The organism is Patescibacteria group bacterium (genome assembly GCA_038064855.1).
In the GTDB taxonomy this organism is placed as follows: domain Bacteria; phylum Patescibacteriota; class Minisyncoccia; order Ryanbacterales; family GWA2-47-10b; genus SICQ01.
Map to the genome: position 1 here is coordinate 12262 of JBBTSE010000005.1, position 15709 is coordinate 27970.

The window sequence follows — 15709 nt, forward strand, 5'->3', positions numbered from 1 at the left end:
CTAAAAGACCATCGGGGTCATCTCCTGCCAATTCGCACCACGCTTCACCTCGGCGATAATGGGTACCGAAAACTCGGGTACTCGCTCCATGATCGCTTTGATCGTACCTATGGTCTCGGCGATTTTTTCTTTTTTGATTTCAAAGACAAGTTCATCGTGCACCTGCAACAACATGCGCACATCACGATTATGAGGTGAGAGTTTAAGCTCACGGGCAATATCTATCATTGCGCGCTTTACGATATCGGCCGCGGTCCCCTGCACGGGCGCGTTGACCGCCATCCGTTCAGATTCTTTGCGGATATATTCAAATGATGAGCGGAGGTTGGGTAAAAACCGCTTGCGACCAAAAAAAGTTTTGACATACCCCCTCTCTCTTCCCTCGCGCACCGTGCGCTCGCGGTATTCTTCGATACCGGGAAATTCTTGTAGATAGTTATCGAGTGCCACCTCAGCTTCGGCAACTGTCATACCTCCAGTCTCAGCGAGAGCGCGTGCGCCCATGCCGTACAAAATACCAAAATTAACTGTCTTTGCACGCCTACGCATCTCTGGCGTGACATCGTCAGTACTAACATGAAAAATTTCTGACGCAGTGCGTGTATGCACATCCTCACCAACCTGAAACGCGCGAGTCAGCTTGCCATCACCTGAGAGTTGCGCGGCGATTCTGAGCTCGAGCTGTGAATAATCAAAAGAAAAAAGTTCAAACCCCTTGGGCACGGTAAACGCACGCCTGATACTGCGACCGAGTTCTGATTTGATGGGGATATTTTGCAGATTGGGATTTGAAGATGACAATCGTCCGGTGGCCGCCCCTGTCTCATTAAAACTTGTATGAACGCGCCCATCAGATCCAACGAGTTTTGGGAGTGCCGTAATATAGGTAGAGAGAAGTTTTGAAATTTCACGATACCGAATGAGCATATCGATAATCGGATGTAGTTCGCGTAACTTTACAAGCTCTGAGAACTGCGTCGATACTGCCTTGGTAGAGGTCTTGCGGATCCCCTTGGTAGACAACCCCAACTTTTCAAAGAGTATAACCGAGAGCTGTTTTGGCGAGTTGATATCAAATTCTTCGCCCGCGGCTTTCCATATTTCAGCCTCAAGCGCGTGCTCTAGGTACTCCGCCTCTTTTGAAAGTTTTGCGAGCACCGTGATATCGAGCGTGATACCCACTTCCTCCATCTCAAATAAAATGGCGACGAGTGGTAATTCGAAATCAAAATAGATACCTGCTAAATCTTGCTGCTCAACTTTATTCTTGAGAGCACTTGCGAGTCGTGCCATCTCGGTGATGCTCAACGGCCTACCCTCGAGCAGGTCGCTTAGCGACAACCCCCTCTCATCGGGGTTTAAAATCCACGCGCCAAGCTTCGTATCAAAACTGACGGGAAACGCAGCGCCCAAAAAAGTCATGAGCGCATGCGCATCGTGTACGATTGTTTCTTTTGAGTTTCTTAAAATATCTAAAAGGGTCGCGCGTTGTGCGGGCGGCACACTATATTCGCGCTCATCAATACCGAGTATCAAGCCCTCTTCGCCAAAAAAGAGTACCACGCGAGAGCCTGAGGCGGTGCCATCCTCCAATTCTTGGCGTACTACTATTGGTTTCTCTTCTTCTTTTTTTGGTGGAGCACCCGCATCCCCGAGCCGTGAGATAAGGCTTGGAAAATGAAACTTGCGAAAGATTTTGGAAACCTCTTCGGTAGGGATGCTTGCGAATATCATACTATCAAGATCCGCCTCTACCGGCGCGTCTCTACGAATGGTTGCGAGTTCCTTTGAAAAAAACGCGTCTTCCTCGCCTTCGAGCAGCAATTTTTTAATACGCTCTTTGAGAAATGTTGGTGATTTCTTTTCTTTTTTAAGCTTGGCGTACATCTCTTCGAGCGAACCGTAGTGTTTTATAAGATCCGTAGCGCTCTTCTCACCGATTCCTTTGATGCCAATAATATTATCGGACGGGTCGCCCTTGAGTCCTTTGTAATCAGCAATAAGTTTTGGACCAAACCCAAATCGTTCGAGTACCCTATCTTCATCATATAAAATAGTATCGTCGATGCCTTTACGGAGCGTGTAGACCATCACGCGTTTGTCATCGATCAACTGCATGGTATCCATGTCACCCGACGCGATGATGATGGTCAGATCTTTTTCTTTTTTAAATTTTTCTACCAGCGTGCCCAAAATATCATCGGCTTCAAAACCGGGGGCTTCGAGTATGGGGATACCAAACGCACGAAATACTTCTTTGACCTTATCGAACTGTGGGATAAGGTCGCTCTTGGTCTCGGATCTTGTTGCCTTATAGTTTTCGTAAACGATATGACGAAAAGTTGGCTCTTCTCTATCAAACGCGGCAACAATATGCGTGGGGTGAAGATCACGAATCAATTTCAAGAGTACCGCGGATACGCCGTAGACAGCGCCAAGTGGCTCACCTGAAGGCGAGGCAAAGGACGGCAACGCATGAAATGACCGATGAATGAGCGCGTGCGCGTCGAGAATGACTAATTTTTTTGGTTCACGCGCCATGCTTGAGTCGTACTATACGCTCTTCGCGCGCAATGTGTTTAAACGAAATCCAAACAGTATCTTTGGGAAATACCTTTTTGGCGCGCTCCGCCCACTCGACGGCTATAATATTTTTCGGATCAGAAATAATTTTTTTTAATCCAATCGTATCAAGCTCTTTTGATAATTTGATACGATACAAATCAAAATGCCACAAATTTTTAAAGGTGGATTTTTTGAGCGCGTAGCGTTTGGCAATCACAAAGGTTGGTGACTGCAAACGCCCACGCACGCCAAGGCCATGAGCAACACTTTGGGTAAAAAGCGTCTTACCCGTACCAAGCTCACCTGAGAGTGCGAGGCAGAGTGCATGATTTTTACTTCTGGCGACTGATCGTATCTCGCTACCAAAAAGTTTACCAAGTGCGCGTGTTGCGTCAGGACTCTTGAGTGTATAGGTAAGCTCCATCGTGCCCCCAGCGTAGCAATCTTAGGATGAAAAGCAAAAACGACCGTTCCCATGATTGGGTTCGGTCGTTCTCGTTTGGGGGCGGCAGCTGCCGCCCTATGTTTACTCACCTTCTGGCGCGAGGTCGCTCTCGCGAAGTCCCGGCTCGGCTTCGACGGGCTGTCCGCTATTGCGGATCGCCTCGTCGTACGCCTCGCGGTACGAACGGTCCTCGGTCGCGTCGGCGACGGCAGACTTGCCGTCGTAGCGCCCTTCGGCACGACCCTCGGCACGGTGACATGAAACATCGTCATCCGCGCAGCTCGTATCGACCAGCTTGGTCTCACCGAAGACGAGACCGAGGCCGAAGCCGAGGATGCCGAGTGGGATGTCGATGAGCCCAGGCTTGCGAACCACCTTGATGTTGGGATCCGCTCGCTCGGCACGCTCGACCACGATCGCCCGATCGTGGTTACGGTAGCCGCTGTAGCCGCTATCGTAGCCGCCGCTCCAGCGACTCGTGTAGCCGCCTCCATGCTGCCCACGAAGCCCCTTCCAGCACATGTGCCCACGAGGGCAGCCGGACTCGGCTGTGGCTGTGATTGGCGCAAGAAACGCTATCAGAAGAAAAAGAATGGAAAGAGCTCGCTTTGTCATCGTCATCTCCTATATCTCTGCCGAAGCATTATGCACCGGCTAGCAATTCAGTTTACTGTTTACATTATACTACTAAATATACTAAATGTCAATATCTCCAAAAACCCCTTATTGTATGCTAGGAATAGGACGATATGGGTGATTTAAAATCAGCAATTGCGAGTGCGTCAGCAGTGCTTATCGTGCTACCCGAAACAGTGCGTGATAAGGATTATTTGGCGGCACTGCAGATCCAAAAGATAGCGCCGCAGAAAACTGAGATGATTGTGCCCGAAGCAAAGGAGCTTGAATGGAAAGATTCTTTCGGTACACAGAGTAGCAAGCGAGAGTTTGTTATCGACATCAATACAACTATCACTCCGGTAGACGAACTTCGTTACGAAAAAACGGAAGGCGTCCTTTCTATTTATCTCTCGCATAAAGGGGCTTTCAATGAAAAAGCACTTTCGTGGGGTGAACACCGCGCACCAGCCGATCTTTTTATCACCCTCGGCTTTTCGTCAGAAAGCGGCGCGAAAAAAGCGATTGAAAACCTCCCGCGAAAAGGGGCAGCACGCCACATATGGGTAGAAGGAGATACTAACGGCCATAGCGCGCCCACTCCCACAAAACTATCAATCATATCAGCAGGTCTTCTGGGAAGATTAGTGGTTCGTTCGCGTATTGATACTGATACGAACACACTCTGGTCATTTATCACGCGTGATGATTTTACCAAGACAAACGCGAGCCCGCGCGAGCTTCCTGACCTGATGACCACCTATGCTTCGCTCGCTACCCTCCCCGAACACGCGTTGGTCTTCTGGCAACATGACGAGGCAGGTACCCAAGGATTTTTTAGATCGGAAGACACAACACTGGTAGGCACCGTCGCGCGGCGTCTCGGTAAAACACCGGAGCACCAACACCATGTAGTACTCTCTCCTTTTGCTAACTTTATTGAAGCAGAAATGGAAACGCGCAAATTGCTCCGTGAGCTCAAAGTGCGCTAGAATAGGAGCGTGGCATTTGACGAAGAACAACAAAAAGAAAAGCTAAGTCAGCTCCAGCAAAAAGAAGAGGAAGACCTAGCTCAACTGCTCGCCAAAAAATATAAAATCCCCTATCTCAACTTGGGGCGCGCTTTTATTGATCTTGATGCGCTCAAACTCGTACCGCGAGACCGCGCGGAAGCCGCGGGTCTCGCGGTTGTGCAGTCAACCGGTAAAAAATTGCAAATCGCCGTTAAGAATCCGACACTTGATAAGGCGAAAGAAATAGTCACGGAATTGCGCCGTGACGGCTACCAGCCACAACTTTTTTTAGTATCCATACGAAGCCTAAAACACGCGTGGGTTCGCTATGAGGAAGCTGGCGAGGAAACTGCGAGCATCACCAATGTCATCGATATCTCGAAAGATAAAATCGCTGAATTTCGCCGTGAGATAAAAACAACAAAAGACTTTGAACGCATGTTGGGTGACAAAATCTTGCAGGGCAAAACCCAACGGGTCACTGACTTTCTCGATTATGTATTAGGCGGTGCCTTTGAACTTGTCGTCTCTGACATCCATGTCGAACCTGCCGAAGATAAGGTGCATATGCGTGTGCGTCTTGATGGATTACTCCAAGACATCGCAAGCTTCTCACATGATATGCATAAGATGTTGTTGGTGCGTATTAAATTGGTTTGTGAGCTTAAACTTAATATTCATGATCGATCACAAGATGGTCGCTTTACGATTCGTGCAGGTGAATCTGATGTAGAGGTACGCGTCTCAACACTCCCCGGCCCCTACGGTGAATCGATCGTCATGCGTATCTTGCATCCGCGCGCCATTGAAACATCGTTTGAAGATCTCGGTATCCACCCCGTACTTCTTGAGCTCATCGAGCGTGAAATCCAAAAACCAAACGGTATGATTATCACCACAGGCCCTACGGGTTCTGGTAAAACCACGACACTCTACGCGTTTATCAAAAAACTCAATGAACCGGGCGTAAAAATAATCACTATTGAGGACCCGATTGAATATCATATAACCGGCATTACTCAAACACAGATAAATAAAGAAGCTGGCTATACCTTTGAGACGGGGCTTTCGGCAATTGTGCGTCAAGACCCCGATATCATTCTCGTCGGTGAAATGCGCAACCGTGAGACCGCTGAGATTGGTATGCAAGCGGCACTCACCGGTCACCTCGTATTTTCAACACTCCATACCAACAACGCGCCTGGCACCATCCCCCGTCTTATTGATCTTGGGGTACCCCCAAACATCATCGCGCCCGCCATCAATCTCGCGATCGCTCAGCGACTCGTGCGTATCTTATGTCCACACTGCAAAAAACAAGTGCCCGCGACACCCGAACAGATGGTGACTATAAAAAAACTTGTGGAAACCCTGCCAGAGAAATATACGCGTCCACCACTTGATAATGTATCGCTCTATACGCCGGGTGGATGCGGAGAGTGTAACTTCCTTGGATACAAAGGGCGCCTCGCGGTTTTTGAAGCATTTTTGATTGACGATGATATGGAACGGCTTATCTTGCAAAATCCATCGGAAGCCGTTGTGCGTGAGGCAGCAATCAAACAAGGCATGGTACTACTTGAGCAAGACGGTATCTTAAAACTTCTTGCTGGCATCACCTCGTGGGACGAACTCAACCGCATCGTCGGTTTAATCTAAAAATAAAAAAGCTTTCTCGCAAAAATCTCCAGACAATGTGCCCAGGCATGGGTGCCATAGGCTGAAGGCCTCTTCGAGGAGCAATCGCGCCGACCCCTCCTCGCAGAGCATAATATGCTTTAGAATAAAGACATTATTTCGCGCTGTGAGGAAGGGGACCAGATTGTCCGTGTACTAAAAGAAGGCCCAGATAAGGTAAACCTCAATTGTCTGGAGACTTTCAAGAGAAAGTCTCTTCTGAAGAACAATAACCACTATTATAGCTAAAATATAGCCACATGTCAATACCAGCCCAAAAACTCGATGACCGCTCGCTCGACAGCACCCTACGCCCTGCGCGCTGGGACGAATACATTGGCCAGCACCAGATAAAAGAGAATTTGGCTATTTTGATCGAAGCTGCAAAAAAACGAGGTGAGCCGCTCGAACATTTACTCTTTTATGGCCCCGCGGGCCTCGGTAAAACGACCCTTGCCCACCTTATCAAAAATGAAATGGGCGCCCAGATGAAAATAACCTCGGGCCCCGCGATCGAACGGGTGGGAGATCTCGCCTCAATCCTCACCAATCTTTCTTCGGGTGATATTTTGTTTATTGATGAAGTACACCGACTTAATAAACTTATCGAAGAGATCCTCTACCCCGCCATGGAAGCTCGATCACTCGATATCATCATTGGCAAAGGGCCTGCCGCGCGCACCATACAGCTCGAGCTCCCCTCTTTTACTCTTATTGCGGCTACTACCCGCGTAGCACTCCTTTCCTCGCCGCTACGCTCGCGTTTTTCGGGTGGTACCTTCCGACTTGAGTTTTATTCAGAAGATGATCTTAAAGAAATCTTGCGCCGTTCGGCAAAACTTCTTGGTATCGCCGCTGAACAAGACGCGCTCACTGAAATCGCCAAGCGAAGCAGATTTACACCGCGTGTTGCCAACCACCTTCTCAAGCGTTGTCGTGATGTGGCAGAAGTCAGGGGTGACGGTGTCATCACTGATAGAATCGCGCGCATGGCACTTGAACTTCTTGAAATTGACGAAGTAGGATTATCGTCAGAAGATAGACGCATACTCGATATATTGATAGAAAAATTTGCTGGCGGGCCCGTAGGGGTCGCGACACTCGCCGCCGCATCATCAGAAGAAGTGAGTACTATCGAGGAAATCCATGAACCGTATCTCATGCGTCTTGGTTTTATTGAACGAACACCACGAGGTAGGATGGCTACGCGTCGCGCCTATGAGCACCTAGGTGCTACGCCACCCGCAACCCTTTTCAATACATGATTACTATTATTGCCACTATTGCGTTCGCACTTTTTGCGGGACTCTACACCCTCGGTATTTGGATGGCTACTTGGCAAGAAGAGGAGCTTTCTCTCTCACACGAAAAAGCGGTGCATATGAATATTATTATCATCGCCATTTCTTTTGTACTCCTTATTATAGCACTCTGGGCGTTTATCCACATAAATTGGGATACTCTCATCCTCACCATCTAATGGTCACTCTTCAGCCGAACGAAAAAATATTGATGACAATTCACAAACACTGGTTTGTCTTTTTTGGTCGCATGATCGCCTTGCTCTCGGTGGGTGTCGTGCCGCTCTTTGGATTTTTGTTTGCGCCCGAGCTCGGATCTTTTATCAACTCGGACTCGCTCTGGTACCTCCTCCTCTTTTTTGCCATGATCTGGTGGCTCGTATTACTCTTTCTCTTTTTTATTGAATGGCTTGATTATTGGCTTGATGCATGGATAATTACCGATCAACGAATCATTGATATTGAACAAAAAAGTCTCTTCCGACGCGAGGTATCCGAATTCGTCATCGCACGCATTCAAGATATCAAGATAGAGACACCAGGATTTATTGGTACTGTACTTAAATTTGGTGACATCCGCATACAAACCGCGGGCGAGGAAAGTTTTACGATTGAGACGGTGCCCCATCTCAACGAGATAAAAAATCTTATTATGTCATTCGCGCACAAAGGCGCGATACGCGACCCGGACTAATACAACCAAACTATATGTCAGGACATAATAAATGGGCTCAGATCAAGCGTCAAAAAGCCGTAACGGACGGAAAACGCAGTAAGATGTTTGGTAAAATTGCGCGCATCATCAGTGTCGCCGCGCGAGACAAGGGCCCTGACCCAAGTCTCAATATGTCGCTCAAATCAGCGATACAAAAAGCGCATGAGATCAATATGCCGCAAGACAACATCGACCGCGCGATCAAGAAAGGTACGGGTGGTAGTGACGGAACGATACTCCAAGAATTTGTCTATGAGGCGTACGGACCGGGTGGTGTAGCGCTCCTCATGACGGGGATTACCGACAACAATAACCGCACATCAAACGAAGTAAAACACCTAATCTCTGAACGCGGTGGCAAATGGGCAAACCCGGGAAGTGTCTTGTGGGCGTTTGAGAGGAAAGAACATGAATGGTCACCTCTCGAGTACGGGCTTATTGAGATTTCGCCTACGGACACGGAAGCGCTCTATAAACTCATGGATGCGCTCGATGAGCACGACGACATCCAAGAAATCTACGCGAACAACAAAGAGTCATGAGAGTTCTTGGGATTGACCCGGGCATCGAACGCGTCGGATGGGGCGTTGTTGATACCGTGGGAGCGGTATCAACCTATTATAGGTGTGGACGCATCACCACACCGCGCACCATCTTGCACCAGGAGCGCCTTGAAATGATCGAGCGTGAGCTTGGTGCACTTATCAAAGAGATGCGCCCTGCGTGTGCTGTTGTCGAGCGTCTCTTTTTTGCGAAAAATAAAAAAACGGCGCTGGCGGTGGCAGAAGCGCGAGGAGTTATTATGCTCACTCTATCAGCAGCGTCACTCCCGATATATGAATTTACTCCTATGGAGGTAAAGATGGCAATCACGGGCAATGGGCACGCCGAGAAAAAACAGGTAGCGTGGATGGTCCGTAATATCCTAAAGGTACCCGCTGAGGTAACATCAGACGATGCCCTTGACGCGCTCGCCCTCTGCCTTATGATAGCCAAGTGAGGTTATCCACAGAGTCTTGTATTGCCCTTTTTGCCCACTCTCGGTATGTTCTTGGTATTAGATACGCAAGGTCGTAGATACTAGCAATAAATTAAGCACTTTTTGAGAATATGACACTACACACACAACCTTGGGCTACAGATGATGAAAAGGAGTTTGCCGACGAGGACGAGCTGACTGAAGAAGAAGTGAGTGAGGACGACGCAGATGATGACGATGATACTTTTGAAGAAGAAGGAATGTAGCCTCAACACCCCCCGCTAAAGCGGGGGGTGTTTTCTTGAAAAAAGGTCACATATTTGGTATAAAAGGTGTGTGATTTTTAGATCGTTACGCAAGAAGCATAAACATAAACTACTCCTCTGGATCCTCGCCGTCATGACTGTCGGCTTGTTTCTTTTTATACTCACAGGAGCCATTCTATTTGCCTTCATTAAAATACCTACCCTCGAAGATTTTCGAGAACGCAAGGTGGCAGAATCGACAAAGATTTATGACCGCACAGGTAAAATACTTCTCTGGGAAGTACATGGGGAGGAGCGCCGTACCGTAGTGCAGTTTGAAAATATCTCACGCAATGTAAAGAATGCGACCATTGCTATCGAGGATTCAAATTTTTATTCACATCATGGCATCAGCCCCCTCTCACTCTTTCGTGTTGTTTTTCTCAACATCTTTCAAGGCAAGCAAGTGGGGAGTGGCGGATCAACCATCACACAACAGCTTGTTAAAAATACATTGTTGACGCGCGAGCAAACATTGATACGCAAAGCAAAAGAAATAATCATCGCGGTCAAACTTGAGTCCGCCTATTCAAAAGATGACATCCTTAATCTCTATCTCAATGAGATACCGTATGGATCTAATACCTATGGTATCGAATCGGCCGCTCAAAACTTTTTTGGTATACCGGCATCCGATGTATCACTCACAGAGGCGGCGTATTTAGCAGCTCTTCCTCAGGCCCCTACCCGCTATTCACCCTACGGCAACAACCGTAAGGATTTAGAGGCACGAAAAGACCTTGTACTCGAACGCATGCGCACCCTCCAATATATCTCGACGGAAGAATATGAGAGCGCAAAAAAAGAAAAGGTGACATTCCTCCCCCAACGCAAACAAGGACTCCTTGCCCCCCATTTTGTAATGTATGTCCGTGAGATACTTAATGAAAAATATGGTGAAGATGTAATCGAGCAAGGTGGACTTGAGGTTATCACCACGCTTGACGCGGACCTCCAGACAAAAGCAGAAGCGATCGTAGCGCGGCGAGCCCCCGACATGCAAAAGAACTTCAATGCCTCAAATATCGCGCTCACCGCCATCGACCCTAAAACGGGGCATATTTTGGTTATGGTTGGTTCGCGCGACTATTTTGATGTAAATAACGATGGCAATTTTAATGTGGCGCTTGCGCGCCGCCAACCAGGATCTACCTTTAAACCATTGGTATACGCAACTGCGTTTAAAAAAGGATATACACCAGAAACAGTAGTCTTTGATTTGGAAACAAACTTTGCAGCAGCTGGCGATCCTTATATCCCGCAAAATTATGATGAAAAATTTCGGGGGCCGGTAACGCTTCGTGAGGCACTCGCGCAATCACTCAATGTGCCTGCGGTGAAAACACTCTATCTCGCGGGTATCGGCGATTCTATTGAGACAGCGCGTGACTTTGGTATTACTACACTCACCAATCAAAACCATTATGGACTTACTTTAGTGCTTGGTGGAGGTGAGGTTTCACTCCTTGAGCTCACCTCCGCGTATGGAGTATTTGCCAATCAAGGTATGAAAGTAAATCATCACCCTATTATTCAGGTGAAAGATAAGGACGGATCTATTTTGGAAGAAGAAATAGTGCGCTCAGAACTTGCTATTGATACTAATATTACCAATATGATCTCGAGTATCCTCTCGGACAATGCTGCGCGTACCCCAACCTTTGGTTCACGATCTCCTCTCTATTTTGAGGGGATGTCAGTCGCCGCAAAAACAGGTACTACCAATGATTACCGTGATGTCTGGACGGTTGGATACAATCCCAATATGGTAGTCGGTACATGGGCGGGAAATAATGACAACTCTTCAATGACAAAAAATGTCGCGGGTTTTATTATCGCGCCTCTCTGGCGTGAGTTTATGGATACAGCACTCGCGCAAGTAGAAAAAACAGTATTCACACCACCACAACCGGTGGGGGTGAAAAAGCCCGTACTTCGTGGTGTTTGGAAGGGATCGCGTGCCTATGAAGTTGATAAAATATCGGAGAATCTCGCTACTCCTTTTACCCCGCAAGACCAGCGGGAAGAACGAGTGACTCAAGAGATTCATTCGATCCTTTATTGGGTCAATAAAGACAACCCTGATGGCCCGATACCTACTAATCCAGCACAAGACCCACAGTTTTCGCTCTGGGAAGGCCCTGTGCGTGCGTGGGCACAAAAAAATGGATATGGAGACGGTGATATTTCAGGCAAACCTCTAGAATACGATTCCTCACACTCGCCTGAAAACTGGCCTAGTATCTCATTTCCAAACAATGAAGAGCGAAAAGTATTTAGTTATGGTGATGATATTGTTTTTCACCCAACTATTACCGGGCATTATACTATTGTAGATATTGAAATATTTGTTGATGGTGACTATATACGCTCAGAGAAAGGTGCGTTCCAAAATCTTGAGATTGGCGACTTTGAGACGGGCGAGCATGTATTAAAACTTAAGGTATATGATATCATCGGCAATAAACAAGAACGAGAAGTTTCTTTTACCGTTGCGGCCCCTTAAACATTACTTTCTCCACATCTCCCTGCGGAATACTCTCGAGTAGTGTCTTAAGTATACGGTCTTGATGTTGGTGTATATAATGCTTTAAAATCGCTGAGGATGTATAGATGATAAGAGTTTTGTCGCGGCACTCAACATTATATTGTCCATCATAGCCTGTAAGAATGGCCTGTAGAGCTCCTGCGACAGTTTCACCTAGTCGCTTCCGTGTAAGCTCGTGTGATTGATCGATTCGTGCAAATGCGTCCGGGAGAAGTATGAGAATACGATTAAAACTCATACCGTGCCCTTCATAGGCATGACGATATATATTGATCCTTCGCGCCCTACCGGCTTAATCATTAATGGTTGTGACTCTGAATTAAAACCAAAAAATAATTTCTCCTCACTATACGACTCTACCCCTTGGAGAAGGTATTGAAAGTTGAACACAATAAAAACATCTTCTCCATCAAACTCACCTTTCATAACCCCTTTATACATACCTTGGTTATTCTTACTCTCAATAGTGATTAATTTCTCTTTTACCGTAAGTGAGAAAGATACACTATTGAGTTTATTGGCAAAAATGCTCGCACGGCGTAATTGAGTGACAATTTCTTGACGGGTAAGAACCCCGTGAGTTTTAAAATCTTTAGGGATAATTTGTTGATAATCTGGAAAATTCCCTTCAGTGAGTCGTGAATAAAGTGTAATATTTCCAAAACGAAATAGAGCCTCCCCTTTACCTATTAAAAACTCTACTTGATCACTATCACCTTGATCGGCAAGGCGTATAATCTCCTCAAAAGTACGCGCTGGGAGTAAAAAAGATTCTTTTGGATTCTTAATTGATAATGAGCTAAGTTTTATCCTTTCTTCACTAAGACGAAAACTATCGGTAGCCGCGATAAGGAGTGTTTCTCTCTCAAGTATAGCTAAAATACTAGCAAGCTCTGGTTTAATAGCACTTTTCGATACAGAAATAAGTACTCGTGGAAAAAACTGAGTAATATCTTTTTTAAAAATCGTAGCTTTATATAACTCTTTAAGTGTAGGAAATGGTGGAAAATCTTCTTGTGGGTACCCTTTTATATTTATTTCCTGCCCTTGGACACTAAGTGTTACATCAACACCAGTACTCTCAATAGTTATTTTTTCATCCTTAGTGAGTGTAGATATATAAGAAAGAAGTTGTTTTGATGGTATCACCACACTACCTTGTTCACTTACCGTACACCGTACAGTTGTTTGAATACCAATCTCAAGATTAGTACCCATAATACGGAGTGATCCACTTTCAGTTGTTATAAAAAATGATCCGAGTATTGGAAGAGTGATATCTTTACTCGTAGCTCGTTCCACAATACTGAGAGCCTTTTTTAAATTATCTGCGATAGTTATACACTTCATACCGGATTCTATAATAGATTAATTAATTAAGTTTTTATCTTTTAGTAGTTATTGTTGTGTGAGGGATAAAGTGTATAAATTATTTTTTCTATACAGTGTACTGAATATTTATTTTTTATAGATTAAGAAAGTTTTTATATGGTGTGGATAGCGGTTGGATAGAATTGTAATTTGGAAAATATTTTTTAGCTTTCATACATCTTCCCCCTAATTTGTTTAATTTCTTCCACAAGTTTTGAGTCTTTCTTCAACTCATTAGAAATCTTTTCATATGCATGAAGTGCGGTAGTATGATCACGCCCACCAAGTTTTTGTCCGATAAATGGATATGATCCATGAAAATCTTCACGGAGAAGATACATAGCAATCTGCCGAGGGCGTACCACTTCCCTCCTTCGTGATCGCTCAAAAAGTCCACCCTCTCCAAGGTCATAATAATGCGCTACAGCGTTGATAATTTGCGATGGGGTCGCAATCCGCTTTGTGGTTCTTGTAAGCTGCTCAAGCGAGATTTTAGCTTCCTCAAGGGTAAGGGGGCGTCCCTTGTACTTCGATTTTGCAAGAATGATATTAAGAGCACCTTCAAGCTCACGGATATTTTTTTGGATAGTAAATGCAATATATTCAAGTACAACATCCGCTATAATCGGTTCTTTAGTGCCCTGCTTGAGTCTTAAGATGGCGAGGCGCGCTTCGTACTCTGGTTCACTAATATCAGCGTTGAGCCCAGCTTCAAAGCGTGAACGAAGACGCTCTTCAAGATTTTGAATTGCTTGCGGGGGCTTGTCTGATGAGAAAATAATCTGTTTACCCCGTTCGTATAAAGAGTTAAAAGTATGGAAAAACTCCTCTTCGCTCTTTATTTTCCCCGCAATAAATTGGACATCATCAATAATAAGAAGATCAACATTTCGGTACTTCTCTTTAAAATTATGGAGCGGCTCACGGTTTTGAATCGTCGAGACAAGTTCATTCACAAAACGCTCCGAGGTGAGGTAGAGTATTTTAAAGTCAGGATGATCTTTTTTTACTTGGTTACCGATCGCATGGAGAAGATGTGTCTTCCCAAGCCCCACTCCCCCATAGACAAAGAACGGATTGTAGAGCGCGCCAAGATTTTTTGTTATAGAAAGACCCGCGGCGTGGGCAAATTCGTTAAAAGTGCCAATAACAAACGATTCAAAGGTATATCTCGGGTTGAGGTTTGTGTCTCGGTCGACAGAAAATTCTTTAAATTCAAGCTGTTCATCGGGCATCTCCACCGGCTCCTGTCGTTTTTTTGTTTGCGGTTGGATGGGCGTGTCTACCGATGAAACGATATAGCTAGCATTTCGGATCTCAGGCATAGTAGAGCGCAGTGATTTGATGATATTTTTATGAAATTTCTTCTCGAGCCACTCTTTAGCGAAAGCGTTAGGGACCGCGATAGTCGCGACACCATCTTCAATGCCGTGGATTGAAGTTTGTTTAAACCAAGTGGCAAAATTGGCACGGGAAACTTCAAACTCGATCTGTCCGAGTACCGATTGCCAAAGCTCTTCCTGATTCATATACATAAACTATATTGAGATGTATCTTATTTTCCTATATTGTAAAAATAAAGCCAATATGTTCTAATTGTTTATAACATGTGCATGAGCTGTGTATTAGATTTTTTTTATCAGCACATCGTATAATAATCGTATGTCCATCACCTACCAACCCAAAAAACGAAAGCGAGGGCGCTCGCATGGATTTTTGAAGCGCAAGCGAACGAAAGCCGGACGCAATGTCGTCGCCCGTCGTAGACAAAAGGGGCGTAAGCGCCTCACTGTTTAGATTCGTCATGCTCAAGCGGCGCCTGCGACTCCGTTCGAGTCAAGATATTGAGGCTGTTATCGGGCGCGGGAGGCGCCACAGCACCACCCCACTCATGATCTGGGTTATTCAAAAGCCCAAAGGCCCCTTTCGAGCGACAGTGCTCTGCTCGAAAAAAGTCGATAAGCGCGCTGTCGCTAGAAATAAGATAAAAAGGAGGATTCGTGAGGCGATACGCACGGTAGTATATACTCGTATGCCGACCATAGACCTTGTGGTAAGCGCAAAGTCGCCAGCAAAAGATCTTACCACAGGTGATTTTAGAGACCTCTTCTGCAATGTCTTTCATATTTAACAACTTTTTTTACCGCCCCCTCCTTAACATTTTGGGGGTTATCA

Annotated in this window: 16 protein-coding genes; 10 read left to right on the top strand and 6 right to left on the bottom strand. The window is 45.9% G+C overall.

All coding sequences use genetic code 11. The features are described from left to right. From AAB417_01760 to AAB417_01770, 3 genes are all read right to left on the bottom strand, one after another. On the bottom strand, positions 1 to 2541 hold the full coding sequence (locus AAB417_01760; GenBank protein MEK7630731.1) for a DNA polymerase I: 2541 nt from the start codon (positions 2539 to 2541) through the stop codon (positions 1 to 3). Further along, complete coding sequence (tsaE, locus tag AAB417_01765) at positions 2531 to 2989, bottom strand: tRNA (adenosine(37)-N6)-threonylcarbamoyltransferase complex ATPase subunit type 1 TsaE (GenBank protein ID MEK7630732.1); 459 nt, start codon at positions 2987 to 2989, stop codon at positions 2531 to 2533. Before tsaE ends, AAB417_01760 begins: the two co-directional genes overlap by 11 nt. Positions 2990 to 3091: 102 nt before the next feature. Beyond that, the gene (locus AAB417_01770) at positions 3092 to 3631 is read right to left on the bottom strand and encodes a hypothetical protein (protein MEK7630733.1); all 540 of its coding nucleotides are present in this window, start codon (positions 3629 to 3631) and stop codon (positions 3092 to 3094) included. Between the two features lie 128 nt (positions 3632 to 3759). On the opposite strand from AAB417_01770, the gene AAB417_01775 reads away from it, so the two are divergent. The 9 genes from AAB417_01775 to AAB417_01815 all read left to right on the top strand — a co-directional run bounded on the left by AAB417_01775 (position 3760) and on the right by AAB417_01815 (position 12121). After that, positions 3760 to 4617 (top strand): hypothetical protein, encoded by an 858-nt coding sequence (locus AAB417_01775; GenBank protein MEK7630734.1) that lies wholly within the window; start codon positions 3760 to 3762, stop codon positions 4615 to 4617. Between the two features lie 9 nt (positions 4618 to 4626). Continuing rightward, positions 4627 to 6297 carry a GspE/PulE family protein gene (locus AAB417_01780; GenBank protein MEK7630735.1) on the top strand — a complete coding sequence of 557 codons (1671 nt, stop codon included), beginning with the start codon at positions 4627 to 4629 and terminating at the stop codon, positions 6295 to 6297. Positions 6298 to 6575: 278 nt separating this feature from the next. Further along, a complete protein-coding gene (ruvB, locus tag AAB417_01785) occupies positions 6576 to 7580 on the top strand; it encodes a Holliday junction branch migration DNA helicase RuvB (GenBank protein MEK7630736.1) in 1005 nt (334 codons plus the stop codon). After that, positions 7577 to 7795 carry a hypothetical protein gene (locus tag AAB417_01790; protein ID MEK7630737.1) on the top strand — a complete coding sequence of 73 codons (219 nt, stop codon included), beginning with the start codon at positions 7577 to 7579 and terminating at the stop codon, positions 7793 to 7795. Before ruvB ends, AAB417_01790 begins: the two co-directional genes overlap by 4 nt. Before the next feature lie 32 nt (positions 7796 to 7827). Next, a complete protein-coding gene (locus AAB417_01795) occupies positions 7828 to 8310 on the top strand; it encodes a PH domain-containing protein (GenBank protein MEK7630738.1) in 483 nt (160 codons plus the stop codon). A 14-nt stretch (positions 8311 to 8324) separates the two neighbouring features. Next, on the top strand, positions 8325 to 8873 hold the full coding sequence (locus AAB417_01800; GenBank protein MEK7630739.1) for a YebC/PmpR family DNA-binding transcriptional regulator: 549 nt from the start codon (positions 8325 to 8327) through the stop codon (positions 8871 to 8873). Continuing rightward, positions 8870 to 9331: a crossover junction endodeoxyribonuclease RuvC gene (gene ruvC / locus AAB417_01805; protein ID MEK7630740.1), complete on the top strand. Its 462-nt coding sequence runs from the start codon at positions 8870 to 8872 to the stop codon at positions 9329 to 9331. The genes AAB417_01800 and ruvC overlap by 4 nt, the downstream gene beginning before the upstream one ends. Positions 9332 to 9441: 110 nt before the next feature. Next, on the top strand, positions 9442 to 9576 hold the full coding sequence (locus AAB417_01810; GenBank protein ID MEK7630741.1) for a hypothetical protein: 135 nt from the start codon (positions 9442 to 9444) through the stop codon (positions 9574 to 9576). A 70-nt stretch (positions 9577 to 9646) separates the two neighbouring features. After that, entirely contained in the window at positions 9647 to 12121 is a 2475-nt protein-coding gene (locus tag AAB417_01815; protein MEK7630742.1) for a transglycosylase domain-containing protein, read from the top strand. Between the two features lie 276 nt (positions 12122 to 12397). On the opposite strand, the gene dnaN is transcribed toward AAB417_01815, so the two are convergent. Both dnaN and dnaA read right to left on the bottom strand, forming a co-directional pair. Beyond that, a complete protein-coding gene (dnaN, locus tag AAB417_01820; protein ID MEK7630743.1) occupies positions 12398 to 13513 on the bottom strand; it encodes a DNA polymerase III subunit beta in 1116 nt (371 codons plus the stop codon). Positions 13514 to 13698: 185 nt separating this feature from the next. Then, positions 13699 to 15063 carry a chromosomal replication initiator protein DnaA gene (dnaA, locus tag AAB417_01825; protein ID MEK7630744.1) on the bottom strand — a complete coding sequence of 455 codons (1365 nt, stop codon included), beginning with the start codon at positions 15061 to 15063 and terminating at the stop codon, positions 13699 to 13701. Between the two features lie 133 nt (positions 15064 to 15196). Between dnaA and rpmH the strand changes: the two genes are divergently transcribed. Continuing rightward, positions 15197 to 15331 carry a 50S ribosomal protein L34 gene (gene rpmH / locus AAB417_01830; protein ID MEK7630745.1) on the top strand — a complete coding sequence of 45 codons (135 nt, stop codon included), beginning with the start codon at positions 15197 to 15199 and terminating at the stop codon, positions 15329 to 15331. On the opposite strand, the gene AAB417_01835 is transcribed toward rpmH, so the two are convergent. Continuing rightward, complete coding sequence (locus AAB417_01835) at positions 15321 to 15659, bottom strand: hypothetical protein (protein ID MEK7630746.1); 339 nt, start codon at positions 15657 to 15659, stop codon at positions 15321 to 15323. The two genes, rpmH and AAB417_01835, sit on opposite strands and share 11 nt — an antisense overlap. Positions 15660 to 15709 lie beyond the last annotated feature (50 nt).

What these genes read in the sequence shown, in the direction of transcription:
- AAB417_01760 (MEK7630731.1), bottom strand. Translation starts at nt 2,541, where the DNA reads ATGGCGCGTGAACCAAAAAAATTAGTCATTCTCGACGCGCACGCGCTC.
- dnaA (MEK7630744.1), bottom strand. Translation starts at nt 15,063, where the DNA reads ATGAATCAGGAAGAGCTTTGGCAATCGGTACTCGGACAGATCGAGTTT.
- AAB417_01810 (MEK7630741.1), top strand. Translation starts at nt 9,442, where the DNA reads ATGACACTACACACACAACCTTGGGCTACAGATGATGAAAAGGAGTTT.
- AAB417_01800 (MEK7630739.1), top strand. Translation starts at nt 8,325, where the DNA reads ATGTCAGGACATAATAAATGGGCTCAGATCAAGCGTCAAAAAGCCGTA.
- AAB417_01795 (MEK7630738.1), top strand. Translation starts at nt 7,828, where the DNA reads ATGACAATTCACAAACACTGGTTTGTCTTTTTTGGTCGCATGATCGCC.
- AAB417_01770 (MEK7630733.1), bottom strand. Translation starts at nt 3,631, where the DNA reads ATGACGATGACAAAGCGAGCTCTTTCCATTCTTTTTCTTCTGATAGCG.
- tsaE (MEK7630732.1), bottom strand. Translation starts at nt 2,989, where the DNA reads ATGGAGCTTACCTATACACTCAAGAGTCCTGACGCAACACGCGCACTT.
- AAB417_01835 (MEK7630746.1), bottom strand. Translation starts at nt 15,659, where the DNA reads ATGAAAGACATTGCAGAAGAGGTCTCTAAAATCACCTGTGGTAAGATC.
- AAB417_01775 (MEK7630734.1), top strand. Translation starts at nt 3,760, where the DNA reads ATGGGTGATTTAAAATCAGCAATTGCGAGTGCGTCAGCAGTGCTTATC.
- ruvC (MEK7630740.1), top strand. Translation starts at nt 8,870, where the DNA reads ATGAGAGTTCTTGGGATTGACCCGGGCATCGAACGCGTCGGATGGGGC.
- rpmH (MEK7630745.1), top strand. Translation starts at nt 15,197, where the DNA reads ATGTCCATCACCTACCAACCCAAAAAACGAAAGCGAGGGCGCTCGCAT.
- dnaN (MEK7630743.1), bottom strand. Translation starts at nt 13,513, where the DNA reads ATGAAGTGTATAACTATCGCAGATAATTTAAAAAAGGCTCTCAGTATT.
- AAB417_01790 (MEK7630737.1), top strand. Translation starts at nt 7,577, where the DNA reads ATGATTACTATTATTGCCACTATTGCGTTCGCACTTTTTGCGGGACTC.
- ruvB (MEK7630736.1), top strand. Translation starts at nt 6,576, where the DNA reads ATGTCAATACCAGCCCAAAAACTCGATGACCGCTCGCTCGACAGCACC.